This window comes from Sediminibacterium goheungense (genome assembly GCF_004361915.1).
Classification (GTDB): domain Bacteria; phylum Bacteroidota; class Bacteroidia; order Chitinophagales; family Chitinophagaceae; genus Sediminibacterium; species Sediminibacterium goheungense.
Genome location: NZ_SNWP01000010.1, coordinates 947761 through 969188, shown reverse-complemented (window position 1 = coordinate 969188; position 21428 = coordinate 947761). Strand labels below are relative to the sequence as shown.

Here is a 21428-nt window from a genome sequence, read left to right as displayed (position 1 = left end):
CTATATGAACAATACATTTTTTAACAAACTCACAGTGATCGCAGCAGCGGGGATATTGTTTCTGACTGCCGGCTGTAAAAAATACCTCGATCAGCAACCCATTACCGATGTGGGTGCTGAAATGGTTTTCCAGGATGTAGCCAGCACGCGCAAAGCATTGGCGGGTGTGTACAGCAGGCTGGTAGGTGATGCCGGTTTCGGTATCCGTTTAAGTCTTTACTACACCGTAGATACCGATGAAATGCAGGGCCCAACCGGTAATGCCGATAATGACCGTAGAGATATTGCTCGTTACAATGCTACATCCGGTAATGCACAAATTACCAATCCGTTTAACCAGTTGTTTACCGGTATTGAATATGCCAATATCTGTATTTCCAATATTCCTAAAATGGATATGTACAACAATGGCAGTGAGCAGGAGAAAAAACAATTGCGCAGATTGTATGGTGAAGCGCTTACCCTGCGTGCACAGTTTTATTTTCAGGCCATTGTAAACTGGGGTGATGTGCCTTCGCATTTTCAACCCGCAGCTTCACTGGCTTCTGCCAATCCTTTTCCTACGCGTACAGACAGAGATACCCTTTACAATCGTTTACTGGCCGATTTAAAAGTAGCAGCTGATCTCGTTCCGTGGAGAAATGAGATTACTACGATCGGTGATCAGTTAGATGAGCGTATTACCAAAGGCACGGTAAAAGGTTTGCGTGCGAGAATAGCTTTGTTCCGCGGTGGCTTTGCTTTGCGCAGTGATGCGTCTATGAAAAGACCTACCGATTACCTTACCTATTACCAGATTGCGAGAGATGAGTGCAGTGAAATCATTGCCTCTAATCAACATTCCATGAACCCCAGTTTCAGGGCTTTGTGGAAAGATCAGGTGAATGCAAGGGTAGTGGCCGATCCGCAAGGGGAGCTGATGTTTCAGGCAAGTGGTATCGGCAGAAATGCAACAGCAGATACCAAGCTTGCTTATTATAACGGACCTACGGTAAATAACCTCGGTAATAAAAGTATCAACGTATTACCTACTTATTTCTATCTGTTCGATCAGAATGACTTGAGAAGAGATGTTACCTGTGCACCCTATAATGTAGCAGCCAATGGTACCACTAAAATTGGTCAGGCACTCACAGCTATGTGCGATGGTAAATACAGAAGAGACTGGATCACAGGTCCGGCAGTATCACCCACTGATGCGGTACAATATTTTGGTTTGAAATGGCAGATACTCCGTTATTCAGATGTGTTGCTGATGTTTGCAGAAGCAGAAAATGAAATCAGTGGTCCTACAGCTGCTGCTTACAATGCGGTGAACCAGGTGAGAAGAAGAGGTTTCGGAAAACCCATCAGTACTCCCGATGTTACGGTTGATCTGCCTGCGGGTCTTTCAAAAGCTACTTTTTTTGATGCAGTGGTAAGAGAAAGATCATTAGAACTGGGTGGTGAAGGTGTACGTAAATTCGACCTCATTCGCTGGAACTTACTGGCTACCAAAATTGCAGAAACCAAAACAGCATTGCTGGCTATGTCAACCAGGTCGGGAGCTTTCAGTACTTTACCTGAGTTTATGTATTACCGTAATAATTCGGTAGCAGATGATGCTACTTTATGGGCCAATTCATTTTATGCACCGGCACCAACTACTGCACCAGCCAATACCACAAGGGTAAACTGGGCACAGGCAGCAGTAAATACAACGGCACTGGCTCGTTATGCAACAGGTTTTGTTACGGGTAAATCAGAACTTTTACCCATACCACAACCCGCAAGAGATGCCAATCCGAACCTAACCCAAAACCCTGGCTACTAACCCCCTGAGTATATGATATAAGAAGGCCGATGTGTATCGGCCTTCTTTGTTAAGTTTAGTGTATGAAAAAGATTTGTTTGATTGCTTTTTTGCTTTGTTGTGTAGGAGTACATGCGCAACAAAGAATGGTGGTTGCCAAAGACGGCTCAGGACAGTACACAACTGTACAGGCAGCTTTTGATGCCATAGCTTCCGGCAACACAAAACCTGTTACCATTTTTGTAAAGAAGGGTATTTACAAAGAAAGACTGGTGCTCGATACAAGAAAAGATTTTATCCGTCTCATCGGAGAAGATAAAATGAATACCATTCTCACTTACGATAACCATGCGGGTAAAAAACTACCCAATGGCGATACCATCAACACCTGGTCGTCGGCCAGTTTCTTTTTGTATGCGAATGATTTTTATGCAGAGAATATCAGCTTCGAAAACAATGCAGGTTTTACTGCAGGGCAGGCCGTAGCAGTGTTTGCGAATGGCGACAGACTCAGTTTCAATAACTGTCGCTTTCTGGGTTTTCAGGATGTATTGTTTTGTAGTGGAGCAGGTAGCAGGCAGTATTATAAAGACTGTTACATAGAAGGCAGTACCGATTTTATTTTTGGTGCGGCCACAGCTGTATTTCAAAACTGTTTGATCCACAGCAAAAAGAATTCACACGTAACCGCGGCATCCACACCCCGTGAAGTACCTTATGGTTTTGTGTTTTTTGATTGTAAGCTTACGGCAGATTCAGCTTTTAAGAAAGTAAGTCTGGGGCGCCCCTGGCAACCGCATGCCAGTGTAACCTATATACGTTGTGAAATAGGTGACCATATTATTCCCGAGGGTTGGAACAACTGGCGCAACCCTGCCAATGAAGCAACTGTGCGTTATGCGGAATATAAAAATACCGGTCCCGGTGCACAACCGGCCTCCCGACCCGCATGGATCAAACAACTGAATGATGAGGAGGTGAAAAAATATACGCTCAAAAATATCTTCGGCGATTGGAAACCTCTCTAAAGAAAGGTAATTGTTTCTTCTGTAAGATTTTGATAGTCTACTGATGAAGGAAGGAACCACAGCGTTGCACGGAGCATAACACGAAGTGTCACGGAGGTTTTTGAATAAATCAGCTGCTGGTATACATTGTATAGGCCTACCTCTGTGAAACTCTGTGCCTCACTCCGTGTAACGCAGTGGTTAACCACAATCAAGCATAAAAGGAGTACAGTAAAATGATAAAACTTCAACCAATTTTTTTTTCACTTCTGTTCATTACACTACAAGTGTATGCTCAGCAACCTCATGTTTCAAAAGCATGGGTAGCTGATCAAAAAAACGGTACATACAAAAACCCCATTCTGCACGCCGATTATTCCGATCCGGATGTTATTAGGGTGGGAGATGATTTTTATATGACGGCATCTTCTTTTCATGCTGCTCCCGGTTTACCTATTCTTCATTCCAAAGATCTTGTAAACTGGAACCTGATTGCCTATGCATTGCCACAACAATTACCTGCTGATCATTTTTCAGCTGTACAGCATGGCAATGGTGTGTGGGCGCCTTCAATCCGTTACCATAAGGGTGAATTTTACATCTACTATCCCGATCCTGATTTTGGTATTTATCTCACCAAAGCAAAAAATATACAAGGCCCATGGTCAATATCCGTATTGGTGGAAGCAGGAAAGGGATTGATTGATCCCTGTCCGCTTTGGGACAAAGACGGTAAAGCTTATCTCGTGCATGCCTATGCCGGTAGCAGGGCAGGTATCAAAAGTATCATTGTGATCAAACCAATGAATGCAGCCGGCACAGCAACAACAGGTGCCGGCAGACTGGTGTATGATGGTCATGCAACCGACCCCACCATTGAAGGTCCGAAGTTGTATCAGCGTAATGGTTACTATTACATTTTTGCACCGGCAGGTGGCGTATCAACCGGATGGCAACTGGTATTACGTGCTAAAAATATTTATGGTCCTTACGAAAGAAAAGTAGTGATGGATCAGGGCAATACGAATATCAATGGCCCGCACCAGGGTGCATGGGTAAATACCACAACAGGTGAAGACTGGTTCCTGCATTTTCAGGATAAGGAAGCTTATGGTAGGGTGGTACACCTGCAGCCCATGCAATGGAAAAATGATTGGCCCATAATAGGTGTAGATGCTGATGGTGATGGGAAAGGAGAGCCGGTTACTACTTATAAGAAACCCAATATCGGCAAAACCTATCCTGTGCAAACACCACCGGATAGTGATGAGTTTAATGCAGAGGTACTGGGTTTGCAATGGCAATGGCAGGCTAATGCAAAAGCTACCTGGCATTTTATGCAGCCCGCCAATGGTACACTTCGTTTGTTTTCTGACAAGCAGCCCGATGCGGCAAAGAATTTATGGGATGTACCCAACCTGCTCCTGCAAAAATTTCCGGCAGCAACTTTTACAGCAACCGTAAAGCTGAAATTTTCACCTAACCCTAAAATAGCATTAGAGCGTGCCGGATTGGTTGTTATGGGGCTAGATTATGCAGGGCTTATGTTAAAACAAGAGAAAGAACAGTTACAACTCATCTATGTAGAGGCTAAAGCAGCAGATAAGGGTACTGTTGCAACAGAAAAAATAATAACAACAGTTCCTCACGATTGGGTATACCTGCGGGTGAAAGTTACTGCCGGTGCTGTTTGTGGCTTTAGTTATAGCATAGATAACATCCGTTTTAATGATGCAGGCATTTCATTTACGGCACAGCCCGGTAAGTGGGTAGGCGCCAAACTGGGTTTGTTCTGTACAAGGGCCACTACTACCAATGATGCGGGTTTCCTCGATGCAGATTGGTTTCGGGTTACTGAATAAATCTCTGGGTTTGCTTACCTGTAACCTCAGATAAAAAAGTTGATCTAAAGTGAGCTGTTTTTTCTTGAGGTAGATTCTCTGATAAAGAGATCGGGTTGCAGCATTCTGGTGTCGAAGTCTTTCACGGGTCTTTTGCTTTCGATAAGGTTCAGCAAAAGTTCAGTAGCTACCTGTCCCATTTCAAATGCCGGCTGTCGTACCACTGATAAAGAGGGCGATAACAATTCAGTAAGGTCAATATTGGAGAAACCGATCACGGCAATGTCTTCCGGCACACGAATGCCTTTTGCTTTGAAATAACGCAGACAGTTGGTGGTTAATTTATCGGCTGCTGCAAATATGGCATCGGGTTTCTTTTTCTGTTTGAATAAACTATCGAGTGCCTGTTCCACTTCTTCATACACGAGTCCGCCATGCAAACAGTATTTAATGAGTGAGGGGTCCTGCTTCATTTTATGTTCTTCCAATGCAGCTTGATAGCCCCCAATACGGTCGCGGGTAATAGAGAGGTATGCTGCATTGGCCAGTGCGGCAATATTTTTAAAACCGCTTTTGATGAGATGGGTCGTAGCATCGTAACCGCCTTTTGTATTATCAACGATTACTTTGTGTGTGTTGATCTCATCTACAATACGGTCGAAGAAAACAATGGGATAACCTCTTTCATGTAAATGTTTCAGGTGACTCAGGTCGCGGGTTTCTGAAGCCAGTGAAATCAGCAGTCCGTCGATGGAGCGTGAAGCCAGGTATTGCACGTTGATGAGTTCTCTTTCAAAAGACTCATGACTTTGGGTAATGATTACATTGTATCCTTTGTCATAAGCAATGGATTCAATACCGTTGATGATCTGTGAAAAAAAACTGTTGGCAATTTCTGCTACCACAATACCAATAGAGCGGGTTCTTTTTTCTTTGAGGCTCAGTGCAATGGGGTTGGGGCGATAGTTGATTTTCTCCGCGTATTCCAACACCAGTTTTTTGGTCTCGGGGCTAATCTCATAACTATCACGCAAAGCCCTCGACACCGTTGAGGTAGAAAGGCCCAGTTCTCTGGCTATGTCTTTGATGGTGACGGCTTCGTATTTCATATTCTCAAAGCTCTTTACGCTTTCCCTGCGTCTTCATGTTCTATGCGGTTTCTTCCACCGTCAGGATGACGTGAGGAATCCCAACGCAGAGAAGATGATAATGCAGAGGTTACGCAGGGAGATAAATGTACGGTTTTTCCTTACTATCGAAGTTAAATTCGGTATTTCTATAACAATCAGGTGTTACCTATATTGGTTTGGAAAGGTGCTTGTTTTCATCTATTTTAACGGAATCAAGCTAACCCCAACTGTTATGTCTTCTATTCAACCCTCACGGCTGATTCATTCTTTTGTATTGTTTTTATTGTTGTTCAGTGGGAAACTGGCTGCTCAGACAGAATGGAAGACATGGAGCACACTGATACATCAGAATGGGCAAACATACGCCATTAGTTTTCAATTAAGACCTTCTGAAGATCCCAATCAGGTACGTTTTAATAGGTTTGAAATTATGCTGTTTGATGCGCAATGGAAGGCGCTTGAAGGCGTTTATGAATCATTCGTTGAACAAACAGTGCCGGGTAAAGGCCAGGCCCGGTTTACCGATCAGGCACTGCCGGGTGATAACCCATATAAATCCTTTTCTTTGTTACTGAACCTGCCGCCGGAAAATGAATGGCTAACAGGTGTACTCGATATTCCTGAACTGGAAGTTGAAGGATTGTCTCTTCGTTTTTCATCAGTGGATATCATGGATCAGTTGCGCGAATATATTGCCAACGGTGCACAGGAACAGCCGGTACAGGTGGAAGATCGTGGCAATACTTTTCGCTTAAGGGATGATTTTTGGCAGACAGATTTTATTTTCTTTCTGGTGGTGGCAGTTTTCCTTCTCGTCATCCGCTTTTTTCATTATCGTATTTTTCATGACCGGCAAAGAATGGGTTTACCAATATCTGATGACGCTAAACAACAACAATTTCCATATCCAATCATTCGACACGTATTTATAAAAGGTTTCAAAAAGAAAAAAAGATTATTGTTGCTAACGCCTGAGGGTATAACATTAGCAGCTGTTCCGGAAGACGCTTCATTGGAAAAACTTTATACAATTCCCTGGACAGATCAATGGCAACAGGCAGTTTTTTTACGAAAGAAAAAGTCGATTGCTTATACTGACATCAGCTCTCTTTCTGTAAGTAAGAATGCAATAAAGCAGGAAGTTAAATATACCCTGAAAAGCGGTAATGCAAGTACCATATTTCATTTACCCGAATTGCAATCCGGACTTTGTCAGGATGCACTTTATACATCACTGGCTAATCGTTACCAGACTGGTATTTTTCGGGAATATGGTAAGGAAGTGGCGGGATTCATCTCACTATGTTTATTTGCATTCCTGATTGCAATAGTTCAGGGGCCGCCAAAGCCAGCTGAGCCTTATTTATTTAGAATTTTTACAGCTGTAGCTTTACTGTATCATCTGGGTAATAATCTTTTCATTTTTATGCGACTGCGTTTTTATGAGCAGTTAATGGTAAAGCAAATCAAATTACCATCTGTTGATATTACCCGTTTGAAATGGTTGGGTATTGCCGGTAAAATACTGGTTAGTATCACTGTATTGTTGTGGTTGATTGGTTTCCTCGATGAAAAAATGGTTTTTTTCGGAACAGATTTCTTTCCGGTACCTGCCTGGTTACTCGTTCCTTATGAGAAACTGAATTATAAGGATGGTTTAATCACTTTTGCCATCGCAGGTAATCTTGCCTGTTTTGCTTATTTTCTCTTACCACCCAGACTTTCTTCACCGAAAAATACGAACGTATCAGTTTTATATGTTCCGGCCGCATCCGATTACGGGGCCCACTCCCTGAATGGTAAGGGGGGCAGATGGGCCAAATGGATGGGTATTCAAAATCCTTTTCCATCCTTACAAACAAAAGAACCTGGTAGTCTTGCCTATTTAGTGGCATTGTTCTCGATCCGGTATTTTTATCATTTTCACCCTATGCGAATTATTCGCATCATTTTAGGTAGACCTCAGGATACAACTTACCAGCAGATACGTGTTTATGCAGCTTCGATAGGTGCTTTGGATACACCTGTTACGCCAAAAGAATATTTTTTTCAATCAAAATCTGCTAATGATGATGTAAGCTGGTTGACAAAATTGGAAAGCGGAACTTATTCTCATGCAATTCTTCAGCCTTATTACCGGGAGAAAGGGTATGCCCCGGGTTTTGAAACAATCATTCAACAAATGCCATCCTCGAGGATACTCATAAATTTAATTCATTTCCAGGGAAATCCGGAAGCATATGAGTTATTCAGGATGCAACTGATGAAATGGCTCCCTTCCTGCCAGGTGCCACAGCATCTGGCCATGACCAGTAAAGTGTATTTTCTCTCTTTTGATGATCAGGGTCATTCGCGTTTATTTCCTGTAAAACAGTACAAAGGGTTAAAATCTTTTTTCAAAAATACCAGTGTGGACCTGGGTGGTACACTTCAATCTTTTTTTCAGTAAAATCCAAATCAGAAGCGAAAAAAGCAAAAGAATAAGTAGTGGAATGAAATGTAATCGGGGCTTTCATAATCCGGACAGGATACATGCTGCTGAGCCTGACTAACTGCCTGATTTTGATACTATTTAGCATTTCCGGAAATGCCCTTCGTTGCCGGGAACGATTGCGTAAAAAAACTACCCTCAGAACTTCCCTGCTACTGAATATCTGAGTAGACTTGTTACCTGATTCATAGCGGCCTGCGCAGCTTTTATAGAATCAGGTGCTTGCCATGGGGTTCATCAACCGAACATATCATCATTGTACAAAAAATGCCATGTCTGTAATGGGTATCGGGTGCAATGGTGGCAGGCTGCAAATACGAACACTTGTTTTGTTTATTGGTATATTGGCGAAAGCCAGGCTTATTAGCTATACGGGTTATCCTGTATAGCTTTTTTTATATGCACCTATGGGTGCAGTATCAAATGAAAAATATGAAACGGATTGTTTATTTCACCTTATTGCTTGCCCTGTTCGGTTTTGAATTGCCGGAGAAAAAAGTGCGCTTCTTTATGGTGGGCGATTCTACTATGGCAGATAAACCACTGGCCAATAATCCTGAACGGGGCTGGGGTCAGCTGTTTCCGCAACTGCTCAGTAATGAGGTGGAAGTGCATAACCATGCCGTAAATGGACGCAGTACCAAAAGTTTTGTAAAAGAGGGCAGGTGGGATTCTGTGATGAAACAACTGCGTGCAGGTGATTATGTTTTTATCCAGTTCGGACATAACGATTCAAAAATTACCGATAGCAACCGTTATGCGGCACCACAAACCCTTTACAGAAATACCTTGATTCGTTTTGTAAACGATGCCAGATCAAAAGGCGCCAATCCCATTCTGGTAACACCGGTGATGCGCAGAAAATTTGATAGCAAAGGTGCATTTGTGGATCAGCATGGCGAATACCCCGGTGTGGTAAGAGAGATTGCACAACAAATGAATGTACAGCTGATCGATTTACACAGGAGCAGTCAGCAACTGATTGAGCAGCATGGTGTGGAAGGATCTAAAAAAATGTTTTTATGGATCGATCCGCGACATTATGGCGCTATGTGGGAAGGTAAAAAAGATGATACCCATTTTTCTGAATATGGTGCCATCTCTGTAGCCTCACTGGTATGTGCCGAAATGAAAGCGAAAAATATTGGCGCACAGTACCTGAAACCTTCTGTGCATAAGGAGAAATATGAATACGAGCTTCCGAAAATTTATGCGCCACATTTCAAAAAGGATACTTTTTCTATTGTGCAATACGGTGCCAAAAACGACGGCATCACGCTCAATACAGTAGCGATTAATAAAGCTATAGAAGCCTGTAGTGCCAATGGTGGTGGTACGGTATTAATTCCGGCAGGTCTCTGGCTTACAGGTCCTATTACACTCAAAAGTCATGTAGAACTTTATACGGCTAAAAATGCGTTGATCTTGTTTACGGCCGACAGAAAAGCCTATCCACTCGTAAAGTCTTCTTTTGAAGGGGTATATGCAGCCCGTTGTCAGTCGCCTATTACAGCAGAGGGTCTGGAAAATATTGCTATTACCGGCTATGGTATTTTTCATGGTTCGGGAGATGTATGGCGTCCTTTGAAAAGAAACAAGCTTACTGAGTCGGAATGGAAAAAGCATATTGCACGTGGTGGCGTGGTAACAGAAGATAAAACTACATGGTACTCATCTGAAGGCGCTTTGAAAGGTTCACTCACCAATAATATCGGCAAGTTATTACCCGGTATGGAGTTGAAAGATTTTGAAGAAATAAGAGATTTCCTCCGCCCGAATATGCTGCGTATACTGGATTGTAAGAATGTAGTACTCGAAGGTGTAACTTTTGAAAACTCACCTGCCTGGACCATGCACCTCATTACCAGTCAGCACATCAGTATTAAAAACGTATCGGTTAAAAACCCATGGTATGGTCAGAATACCGATGCACTTGATCTGGAAGCCTGTGCCAATGTTTTGGTTGATGGTTGCAAATTTGATACCGGTGACGATGGTATCTGTATTAAATCGGGCAGGGATGAAGAGGGCAGGAAAAGAGGCATTGCTACAGAAAATGTAATTGCTAAAAATACAACCGTATACCATGCACATGGTGGTTTTGTGATTGGCAGCGAAATGAGTGGTGGTGCAAAAAACCTGTTTGTATCTGACTGCAATTTTATAGGAACAGATATCGGCCTTCGTTTTAAAACTGTTAGGGGCCGTGGTGGTGTTGTAGAGAATATTTATGCTACCAATATCAATATGAAAGATATTCCGGGTGAAGCCATCTCATTCGATATGTATTATGCAGCCAAGGACCCCGTTCCTTTGGCTGGTGAAGAAAGAGCGTTGCCCAAAGTGGAGATATTGCCTGTAACAGAAGCAACCCCTATATTCAGAAATTTTTATATCAACAATATTGTTTGCAATGGCGCGGCTAAAGCCGTATTTGTAAGGGGTATACCTGAAATGCGGGTGAGTAATGTGATCTTCAATAACCTGACCATGAAAACCGATAAGGGTATTGAATGTACAGAAGCACAGGGCATCAGTTTTAACAATGTGTATCTTGAATCGGCCGATACCAAACCGCTGGTACATTTACAGAACAGTGCCGATATCAGTTTTAACCAATTGCGTTATGCGCCCAATCCGGTAATGATCATGAGTATTAATGGCGACCGTAATGGTAAAATAAAAGTTACCGGTGCGGATGCTGCTTCTTTCAAAAACAAAACAGAGTTCCGTTATGGGGCCAATGCTTCTTTACTGGAATTGAAATAAGCAAATGAAAAGAATTGTTTACATAGCGATGCTGCTGTTACTGGTGACGACCACTGGCGTCACTGCACAGAAACCATGGTCTGAACGCATGACAGAAACCGTAATGCAGTTATGGCCCGATAGTATGGCATTGAAAGCAGGACAGCCTGCGAAATGGATATATGATCAGGGACTGATCTTAAAAGGCATTGAAAAAGTATGGTTGCGTACGGGTAATGGTGCTTATTTCGACTACATTAAAAAAAGTATGGACTTTTTTGTTAACAAAGATGGAGCCATCAGAACCTATAAGCAAACCGATTATAATATTGACAATATCACGCCCGGCAGAAATCTCTTATTGCTGTATGATGTACTGGAAGATGAAAAATACCGAAAAGCAGCTGTCACATTACGCGAACAGTTAAAGAACCATCCACGTACCAAAGAAGGCGGTTTCTGGCACAAGAAAATTTACCCCTGGCAAATGTGGTTAGATGGATTGTATATGGGTGAACCATTCTATGCAGAATATGCTAGCCGTTTCAATGAGCCCGAAGCTTTTGATGATATCGCCAACCAGTTTATCTGGATGGAACAACATGCACGGGATGCGAAAACGGGTTTGTTATACCATGCATGGGATGAAAGTAAGGAGCAACGCTGGGCCAATAAAACCACTGGACAGTCGCCCCATTTCTGGGGCAGGGCCATGGGTTGGTATGGAATGGCATTGGCAGATGTACTGGAAATATTTCCTGCCTCACATCCACAAAGAAAAGTGCTGATTGATATTTTCAAACGTTATATCACGGCGGTAAAAAAAGTACAGGATCCACAAACAGGTGTTTGGTGGCAGATACTGGATAAAGGTAATGTTAAGGGAAATTATCTCGAAGCATCGGCCTCATCTATGTTTGTATATGCACTGGCAAAAGGTATCCGACTCGGATACCTTCCGGCTGCTGAAATGGCAACTGCTAAAAAAGCCTATGCAGGATTACTGAAGACATTTGTTAGTGAAGAAAATGGTAAAGCGCACCTGAATAAGGTTTGTCAGGTGGCTGGTCTGGGTGGTAACCCTTACCGTGATGGCAGTTTTGAATATTATATCAGTGAACCCATTGTTACGGATGATCCGAAAGGATTGGGTGCTTTTATACTCGCAGCAACTGAAATGGAAACCCTTACCGAACCCAAACCGGGTGCCGGTAAAACAGTGTTGCTCGATCAGTTCTTTAACCATGAAACACGCAAAAATAAACTGGGTAACACAGTGCCCTTTCATTATACCTGGGAAGACAGGATGAATAGTGGTTTTGCATTATGGGGTCAATTGTTCAGGAACCAGGGTGCCGTAACCGGTTCTCTGTTAACCGCACCCACAGCTGATGTGTTGAAAAAAGCATCAGTATATATTATCGTGGATCCCGACACCCAAAAAGAAACAGAGAACCCGCAGTTTATAAAACCAGCACATACCAAAGTCATCAGCGATTGGGTAAAAGCGGGTGGTGTATTGGTATTGATGGCCAATGATTCTGCCAATACCGAACTGGATCATTTCAATGAGCTTGCTGCATCATTCGGTATACAATTCAATAAAGACAACCGCAATGCAGTTAAGAATAATGCATATGAAACCGGATTGATTAAGGTGGCGAAAGGGAACCCGGTTTTCAAAAAAGCGGAAAGATTATTTATCAAAGAAATTGCCACGCTGAGTCTGAAAACACCTGCTCAGGCACTGGTAAGCGATCAGGGCTATATTATTATGGCTACTGCGCATTATGGTAAAGGAAAAGTATTTGCCGTGGGTGATCCCTGGTTGTACAATGAATATGTAGATGGTAGAAAACTACCTGCTGATTTTGAAAATTATACCGCTGCCAGAGAATTGGCTGCCTGGTTATTACAAAATGCGCTTCCTAAGAAATGAGTCTGCGAAAATCAGTGATACAAACCATGGGTCTTATATGGCTGCTGCTGCTGGCAAATGTTCTGCATGCAGAACAGGTATTGTTGGTAGTAGATGCCAAAGGTGGGGGTGATTACCGGAGCATTCAGGATGCTATCAACAGTTTGCCTGATACGGCCAATGAGCAAAGGATTATTTATATCAGGAATGGAAATTATAAAGAGAAAGTATTCATCAGCAAACATAAAATAACACTGGCCGGCGAAGACAAACACAAAACCATACTCAGCATTTCTCTTTCAAGAGATGTATGGCGTTGCGAAAGTCCGGACGACTGGGGAGTGGCGGCATTGAACCTGCGGGGTAATGATATTGTACTCGAAAACATGAGCATCATTAACAGTTATGGGTTTGATAACCTGAACGATACTTATATCGATTGTAAAACAGATACCGGTATTATCACCAAACCCATCAAAAGATCGAGTCACCAGATGGCATTGCGCAGTTTTACTACTACGCGGTTGATTGTGCGAAATTGTATTCTCCGTGCCTATGGAGGCGATACTGTGAGCCCCTGGAACGTGGAAGAGGGCATGTATTATTTTAAGGACTGTTTGATGGAAGGTGGGGTGGATTTTTATTGTCCGCGCGGATGGGCATGGGCAGAAAATTGTGAGTTTGTGGCACATGGCAATGTTGCTGCTATCTGGCATGATGGTTCTAAATACGAAGATTCAAAAACGGTATTGGTAAACTGTACTTTCCGGGGAGATGATGGTTTTAAATTGGGACGTTACCATCGTGATGCGCAGTTTTATCTGCTGAATTGCCGCTTTGCATCGAATATGGCAGATGCACCAGTATACCTGAATGCCAGTAACCCGCAGAATACCATTTTATGGGGGCATCGCGTATACTTTTTTAACAGCCATAGAGAAGGTGGCGATTATAGCTGGCACAAAGACAATCTGCAGCAAGCTAAAAACGCACCTACACCTGCTATGATTACAGTAGCATGGACATTTGCCGGAAAATGGAATCCCCTGGCAATATTGCCGGTGGGAGATGTAATAAGCAATAAGCAAATAAAGCCTGCCCTGAGCGTAGTCGAAGGGAATAAGGAATCAGGAAGTAAAGGAAAGGGGCAATTGGATATCCTGGTATTACAAGCTGAGAACATGTTGGTATATCAGCGTGCAGTGGGTGGTTGGCCCAAGGCGGTGGATAATGTGAAAGTGGATTATACAAAGCAATTATCGGAAGCAGAGAAGAAAAGGATTCTTGCAGATTCTCTCCACAAAGATGCCACCATTGATAACAGTGCTACCACCAAAGAAATCAGGTTTCTGGTAAATGCTTACAAACAAACGGGCAATCAGCGTTACCTGAAAGCTGCGGAGAAAGGAATCCGTTATTGTATAAAGGCGCAAAATGCAAAGGGTGGCTGGCCGCAGTATTATCCCGATTCCAGTTTATACAGAGCGCAGATTACCTATAACGATAATGCGATGGTTAATGTGCTGAATGTGTTGCAGGATATTGTAGAGAAGAAAAATGGTTTTGATGTAGTAGATGCTTCTTTGATACCGCAGGCATCCATGGCCGTGGAAAAAGGCGTTGACTGCATTTTAAAAACACAGATACTGGAAAACGGAAAACCCACAGCCTGGTGTGCACAGTACAATCCTAAAACACTGCAACCGGAGATGGCGAGAAAATTTGAACTCGTATCGCTCAGTGGTATGGAGTCTGCTGGTATTGTATCCTTTCTTATTCGTTTGCCAAATCCTACACCAGCCATCAAAAATGCGGTAGATAATGCCATTCAATGGTTTGAAGCAGTAAAGATTACGGGCTACGTGTACCAGGATATTGCAGATGCCAATATGCCCAATGGAAAAGACCGGGTAATACTGCCGCAGACAAATGCAGTGTTATGGGCAAGGTTTTATGAGATACCGAATAATAAACCCTTTTTCACCGGCAGAGATAGTGTAAGAAAATATAAGCTTACAGAAATAGAACATGAACGCAGGGTAGGTTATGCATGGTACGGTACCTGGCCAGAAAAGATTTTACAAAAGGAATACCCGGCCTGGAAGAAAAAATATTTTAATCAATAAAAGAAACAGTGAGCATGCAACTGAGCGCAGCCAGTATAGAAAAATTACAATCCGGAAAAGCCGAATGGCCGGATCAGTCTTTGTTACAACTGCCGGAAAAAGTATTACAGTTTGGTACCGGTGTATTGTTAAGAGGACTGCCGGATTATTTTATTGACAAAGCCAATAAGCAGGGGCTATTCAATGGCCGCGTAGTAGTGGTAAAGTCAACAGATAAGGGAGGCACGGATGCCTTTGATACACAAAATGGTTTATATACTTTATTGGAGAGAGGATATGTGTTGGGTGAAAAGAAAGAAAAAATAATTGTGAATGCTGCCATCAGCCGGGTATTGTCTGCGGCGCATCAATGGGAATCGGTATTGCAATGTGCTGAGAATCCTGCCATGCAGATTGTTATTTCCAATACTACCGAAGTAGGTATTACCCTCCTTACTGCCGATGCCAGCGCTGCTGTACCGGTTTCATTTCCGGGTAAGTTGCTGGCTTTTCTGCTGAGACGATACCATCATTTTAAAGGGGCCGACGATGCGGGTATGGTAATTATTCCAACAGAACTTATTACAGATAATGGTGCTAAACTAAAAGCCATTGTTACAGAACTGGCGAGATTAGGTGGCGCAGAAGATGCATTTATAGATTGGTTGCATCGTGCCAATGATTTCTGTAATTCACTGGTTGATAGAATTGTACCGGGTAAACCCTCCAAAGCCGATCAGGAACAGGTAGAAAATGAACTGGGGTATAAAGATGAACTTATGATTATGTCTGAAACCTATCGCCTCTGGGCCATAGAAACAGACAGGGAAAGATCGAAGCAGCTTTTATCTTTTGCTGCAGTTGATGCAGGTGTTGTACTTGCGAAAAATATCAACCGTTTCAGGGAACTCAAGTTGCGCTTACTGAATGGTACCCACACATTCACCTGTGCCCTCGCCTGTTTATCGGGTTTCAGACTGGTAAAAGATGCAATGCAGGATCCGGCTTTTCTTAACCTGATTCAATTATTAATGCTGGAAGAAATTGTACCTGTAGTTGCAAAAGGTGATATCAGTAAGGAAGATGCAAAAGCTTTTGCCGAACAGGTACTTGATCGTTTTCGTAATCCATATATCGATCATCAGTGGGAACATATTGCGGTGCAATACACTTCAAAAATGGCCATGCGTAATGTGCCTTTAATACAGGCTTTGTATGCATCGGAAGAGCAGCGTGACAGTATTATGGCACTGGGTTTTGCGGCTTATCTACATTTTATGAAACCCATTCAGCAGGAACAGCACCACACTTTTAGCAATGCAAAGGGTATGATGTTGAATGATGATAAGATGGAGCTGTTATACAAACACTGGAAACAGCAATTGGCTACCGAAGATATTATTCAGCAAATACTCGCAGATCAAACAATCTGGGGCGCAGATCTTAGCAGTTACTCTAATTTTATGACTGCTGTAGCAGCATACTATTTTCAATTAGAAAAGAATTATGCTCTTTCGTTGACAGTAATGAGTAAAAATCAAAAATCAGTAGCATGAGTGAGATTGGGAAAATAATACAGGTGCATCCTGCTGATAATGTGTTGGTAGCATTACAGGATCTGGCAGCTGGTGAAACCCTGGTTTGGAAAGAAAAGGCATATACTTTACTTGAACCCATACCTGCCAAACATAAATTTACAATATCGACTATAGCAGCCGGAGATGCTATTACCATGTATGGTGTATTGGTTGGAAAAGCAAAGACCGATTTACCTGTAGGTGTGAGAATCAGTACAGAGAATATAACCCATGCATCAGGTTCTTATAGTCTTCATGAAAGAAGAACCGGATGGCATATTCCTGATATTACTAAATGGCAGCAAAAAACCTTTGATGGTTATCATCGTGCAGATGGCTCTGTGGGTACGGCTAATTACTGGCTGGTAATACCACTGGTATTTTGTGAAAACAGAAATATAGAAGTGATCCGTGAAGCCTTATTGGAGGAACTGGGTTATGCGAGGGTAAAAAAATACAACCAGTTTACACAGCATCTTACTAAACTTTATCAGTCGGGTGCAGATACTTCGGCCATTCTGGAAACAGATTATGTAGAAGTCGAAACCGGCAATAACAAATCGCCTTTGTTTCCGAATGTGGATGGTATTAAGTTTCTAACACATGATGGTGGTTGTGGTGGCATCAGACAGGATGCACAAACACTCTGTGGATTACTGGCTGGTTATATCACACACCCCAATGTGGCAGGTGCCACCATTCTCAGTCTGGGTTGCCAGAATGCACAGGTAGCCATGCTGCAGGACGAGATACAGAAACGTGATGCAGATTTTAAAAAGCCACTCTTTATACTGGAACAGCAAAAGCTGGGTACTGAAACCAGGCTCGTATCAACAGCCATCAAACAAACTTTTGCCGGTTTGGTAGAAGCCAACAAAAACACCAGAAAACCCGCACCACTCAATAAGCTTTGTATTGGGTTGGAATGTGGTGGCTCTGATGGTTTTTCGGGCATTTCGGCCAATCCTGCTATCGGGTATACTTCTGATTTACTGGTGGCACTCGGTGGCAGTGTTATACTTTCTGAATTTCCTGAACTCTGCGGTGTGGAGCAGGAACTGAGCGATCGCTGTGTGAATGAGAATATTGCCCAACGGTTTATGCAGCTGATGCAAACCTATAACCGGCAGGCTGAAGCAGCCGGAAGTGGATTTTATATGAACCCCTCACCAGGGAATATCAAAGACGGGTTGATAACAGATGCCATTAAATCGGCCGGTGCCGCCAAAAAAGGAGGCACTTCTCCGGTAGCCGATGTGTTGGACTACCCGGAGAAAATAAACAAGGCCGGACTTAATTTATTGTGTACGCCGGGTAATGATGTAGAATCTACCACAGCAGAAGTGGGCTCAGGTGCTACGGTAGTTTTATTCACCACCGGTTTGGGTACACCTACAGGTAACCCGATTGCGCCTGTTGTAAAATTATCGAGCAATACAGCTTTGTATGAGCGTATGCCCGATATCATCGACATCAATACAGGAACTATTATTGAAGGAAAAGAAACCATTGAAGCTGCAGGTGAACGCATACTCAATTATGTAATTGAAGTAGCAAGCGGAAGAATACAGGTAAGCGCCGTTAGAAACGGGCAGGACGATTTTATACCCTGGAAAAGAGGAGTGAGCCTCTGATCTGTCTCAAATAAGTAAATTAGCGTATGAAACAGTTTTTAGACGAAAACTTTTTGCTGAGTAATAAAACGGCACAGGAATTATACCATGGCTATGCAAAGCATATGCCCATCATCGATTATCATTGTCACTTACCGCCACAACAGATAGCAGAAGACAAACAGTTTAAGAGTCTTACAGAAGTATGGTTATATGGTGATCACTATAAATGGCGCGCAATGCGTACCAATGGTGTGGAAGAAAGATTCTGTACCGGTGATGCCAGCGACAGGGAAAAATTTCAACAATGGGCCGCTACGGTTCCTTATACATTACGTAACCCTTTGTATCATTGGACACACCTGGAATTACAGCGTTATTTCGGCATAACAGATATTCTCAATGAAAAAACAGCCGATGCCATATATGATCAGTGTACGGCTATGCTGCAGACAAAAGAATATACCGTACGCAATCTTTTACGTAAAATGAATGTAGCGGTGGTTTGTACTACGGATGATCCTGTGGATTCGCTGGAGTACCATGCCAAAATAAAAGCAGATGGATTTGAAATTCCTATCCTGCCTGCTTTCCGTCCCGACCAGGCCATGAATGTGAGCGATGCGGCAAAATTCAATGGTTATATCCGACAACTGGAAGCGGTAACTGGTATTTCTGTTTCTTCTTTTGATGATTTCCTCTATGCCTTGCAAAACCGACATGATTTTTTTGCGGCGGCAGGTTGCAGTGTTTCTGACCATGGACTGGAAGAAATTTATGCAGACGATTTTACGGGCTCGGAGATCAACAGCATTTTTAATAAAATTCATTCCGGTAAACCACTGAACGAATCAGAACAACGCAAATTTAAATCTGCTATGCTGGTGCATTTTGCGGAGTGGGACTGGGAAAAGGGTTGGGTACAACAGTTTCACCTGGGTGCATTGCGCAATAATAATTCCAGGATGTTGCAGCAATTAGGTCCCGATACTGGTTGGGACTCGATCGGAGATTTTTCACAGGGCCGACCATTGGCTTCTTTTCTGAATAAACTGGATAGTGATAACAAACTGGCCAAAACCATTATCTATAACCTAAACCCAGCCGATAACGAACTGATGGCTACTATGATTGGTAATTTCAATGATGGGTCAGCAGCAGGTAAAGTGCAGTTTGGTGCAGCCTGGTGGTTCCTTGATCAGAAAGATGGTATGGTGAAACAGATGAACGCCTTATCAAACATGGGTCTGCTGAGCCGTTTTGTGGGTATGCTAACTGACTCACGTAGTTTTCTTTCTTTTCCGAGACATGAGTATTTCAGAAGATTGCTCTGTAATTTATTTGGTGAAGAAATAGAAAGAGGTGAAATACCTGCCGATATGGAATGGGTGGGTAAAGTGGTAAAAGATATTTGCTATCGTAACGCACAACAATATTTTGGCTGGCAGGGTATTATCCCGCAAACATCATAATTTTTTCTGTGTTCCTCTGTGTCTTCAGTGGCTATATAAATTTTTATTTATTGTCACAGAAGACACAGAAACACACAGAATTTTTTCCTTAAAGCAAGCAACAACCGAATGGACTTTCAAACAAAATTGAATCAACTATTTGTTGAGGAAACAGCGATTCCTCAGCAATACCAGCTCCCTGAAGAGCTGCACCAGCGTTCTTATTTATCAGACGGAGAAATGAAAACATGGAACGGTAGTATCCATGAAGTGTATTCACCCATCTGTATACAAACAGCCGATGGACTGAAACGAAAACTGATTGGTACTTATCCTGTATGTACAGAAAAGGAAGCCAATGAAGCACTCGAAGCCGCAGTGAAGGCTTATAATAATGGTCGCGGTCAATGGCCCACCATGAGTGTGGCACAGCGTATTGAATGTGTAGAGAAATTCGTGAAACGGATGCTCGAGCAGAAAGAGATGGTGGCCAAACTGATTATGTGGGAAATCGGTAAGTCGTGGAGTGATTCAGTAAAAGAATTTGACCGCACGGTGGAGTATATCTATGCTACCATTGATGCTTTAAAAGATTTGGACAGAGACTCTTCAAGATTTACGATTGAGCAGGGCATTGCAGCACAGATACGCCGCTCACCCTTGGGTGTAGTATTGTGTATGGGACCCTTCAATTATCCATTGAATGAAACCTTTACCACACTGATACCTGCGATTATCATGGGTAATACTTTATTGTTCAAACCTCCCAAACACGGCACGCTCCTGCATTATCCTTTACTGGAAGCTTTCAGGGAATGTTTTCCGAAAGGCGTGGTGAATACCATTTATGGTCGTGGACATACGATTGTGCCGAGTCTTATGCAATCGGGCAAAGTAAATGTGCTTACACTGATTGGTTCCAGTAAAGTAGCCAATGAACTAAAAAAGCTGCATCCCAAAGTAAACAGGTTAAGGGCCATACTCGGACTGGATGCAAAGAATGCAGCGGTTATCACTAAAAATGCAGATCTCAAACTAGCGGTACAGGAAACGGTATTGGGTAGTTTAAGTTTTAATGGTCAGCGATGTACGGCACTGAAAATTGTATTTGTGCACCGCAGTCTGGCCGAACAATTTACGCAGCAACTGAGTGAAGCAGTGGGTACTTTGAAATTTGGTATGCCCTGGGAGAGTGGTGTCATGCTTACACCATTGCCTGAACCGCATAAGCCAGCTTACCTGCAGGAGTGTATTGATGATGCATTACAGCATGGTGCTAAAGTGATGAATGAAAATGGTGGTAAACAGTATGAGTCATTTGTGTACCCTGCTGTACTTTACCCTGTTAATGATAAAATGAAATTGTACAGGGAAGAACAGTTTGGTCCATTGATTCCTGTTGTGCCTTTTGATGATATTGATGAACCTATTCAATACCTGATCGATTCTACGCATGGGCAGCAAGTGAGTTTATTTAGTAATGATACAACAGAACTGGCTTCGCTGATTGATCCGTTGGTGAATCAGGTGAGCAGGGTAAATATCAATTGTCAGTGTCAGCGCGGACCGGATGTATTTCCGTTTACGGGTAGAAAAGATAGTGCAGAAGGTACTTTATCGGTAGTAGATGCCCTTCGTTCATTCTCTATCCGTTCACTGGTAGCTGCAAAACTTACGGATGAAAACAGACGACTCATCAATGATATCGTAACCACACACGAATCTAATTTCCTGAGCACCAAATATATTTTCTGA

At 42.8% G+C, this 21428-nt stretch carries 12 protein-coding genes; 11 read left to right on the top strand and 1 reads right to left on the bottom strand.

The window, feature by feature from the left end:
- The first annotated feature begins 4 nt into the window (after positions 1-4).
- The 3 genes from BC659_RS04200 (at position 5) to BC659_RS04190 (ending at position 4661) form a co-directional block, all read left to right on the top strand.
- Positions 5-1813: a RagB/SusD family nutrient uptake outer membrane protein gene (locus BC659_RS04200; protein WP_133473417.1), complete on the top strand. Its 1809-nt coding sequence runs from the start codon at positions 5-7 to the stop codon at positions 1811-1813.
- A gap of 62 nt (positions 1814-1875) precedes the next feature.
- On the top strand, positions 1876-2820 hold the full coding sequence (locus BC659_RS04195; RefSeq protein ID WP_133473416.1) for a pectinesterase family protein: 945 nt from the start codon (positions 1876-1878) through the stop codon (positions 2818-2820).
- 215 nt (positions 2821-3035) lie between these two features.
- The gene (locus tag BC659_RS04190) at positions 3036-4661 is read left to right on the top strand and encodes a glycoside hydrolase family 43 protein (protein ID WP_133473415.1); all 1626 of its coding nucleotides are present in this window, start codon (positions 3036-3038) and stop codon (positions 4659-4661) included.
- A 44-nt stretch (positions 4662-4705) separates the two neighbouring features.
- Here BC659_RS04190 and BC659_RS04185 read toward each other — a convergent pair whose 3' ends face one another.
- The gene (locus tag BC659_RS04185) at positions 4706-5749 is read right to left on the bottom strand and encodes a LacI family DNA-binding transcriptional regulator (RefSeq protein WP_133473414.1); all 1044 of its coding nucleotides are present in this window, start codon (positions 5747-5749) and stop codon (positions 4706-4708) included.
- Between the two features lie 253 nt (positions 5750-6002).
- Between BC659_RS04185 and BC659_RS04180 the strand changes: the two genes are divergently transcribed.
- The 8 genes from BC659_RS04180 (at position 6003) to BC659_RS04145 (ending at position 21428) form a co-directional block, all read left to right on the top strand.
- Positions 6003-8219 (top strand): hypothetical protein, encoded by a 2217-nt coding sequence (locus BC659_RS04180; protein ID WP_133473413.1) that lies wholly within the window; start codon positions 6003-6005, stop codon positions 8217-8219.
- Between the two features lie 474 nt (positions 8220-8693).
- The gene (locus BC659_RS04175) at positions 8694-11030 is read left to right on the top strand and encodes a glycosyl hydrolase family 28 protein (protein WP_133473412.1); all 2337 of its coding nucleotides are present in this window, start codon (positions 8694-8696) and stop codon (positions 11028-11030) included.
- Between the two features lie 4 nt (positions 11031-11034).
- Complete coding sequence (locus tag BC659_RS04170; RefSeq protein ID WP_133473411.1) at positions 11035-12948, top strand: DUF4350 domain-containing protein; 1914 nt, start codon at positions 11035-11037, stop codon at positions 12946-12948.
- Positions 12945-15053, top strand: a complete 2109-nt coding sequence (gene pelA / locus BC659_RS04165) for a pectate lyase (protein WP_133473410.1) — start codon at positions 12945-12947, stop codon at positions 15051-15053. The genes BC659_RS04170 and pelA overlap by 4 nt, the downstream gene beginning before the upstream one ends.
- 14 nt (positions 15054-15067) lie before the next feature.
- Complete coding sequence (locus BC659_RS04160; RefSeq protein ID WP_133473409.1) at positions 15068-16588, top strand: tagaturonate reductase; 1521 nt, start codon at positions 15068-15070, stop codon at positions 16586-16588.
- Positions 16585-18243 (top strand): UxaA family hydrolase, encoded by a 1659-nt coding sequence (locus BC659_RS04155; protein ID WP_133473408.1) that lies wholly within the window; start codon positions 16585-16587, stop codon positions 18241-18243. The genes BC659_RS04160 and BC659_RS04155 overlap by 4 nt, the downstream gene beginning before the upstream one ends.
- A gap of 26 nt (positions 18244-18269) precedes the next feature.
- Positions 18270-19694: a glucuronate isomerase gene (uxaC, locus tag BC659_RS04150; protein ID WP_133473407.1), complete on the top strand. Its 1425-nt coding sequence runs from the start codon at positions 18270-18272 to the stop codon at positions 19692-19694.
- A 108-nt stretch (positions 19695-19802) separates the two neighbouring features.
- Positions 19803-21428 (top strand): NADP-dependent glyceraldehyde-3-phosphate dehydrogenase, encoded by a 1626-nt coding sequence (locus BC659_RS04145; RefSeq protein WP_133473406.1) that lies wholly within the window; start codon positions 19803-19805, stop codon positions 21426-21428.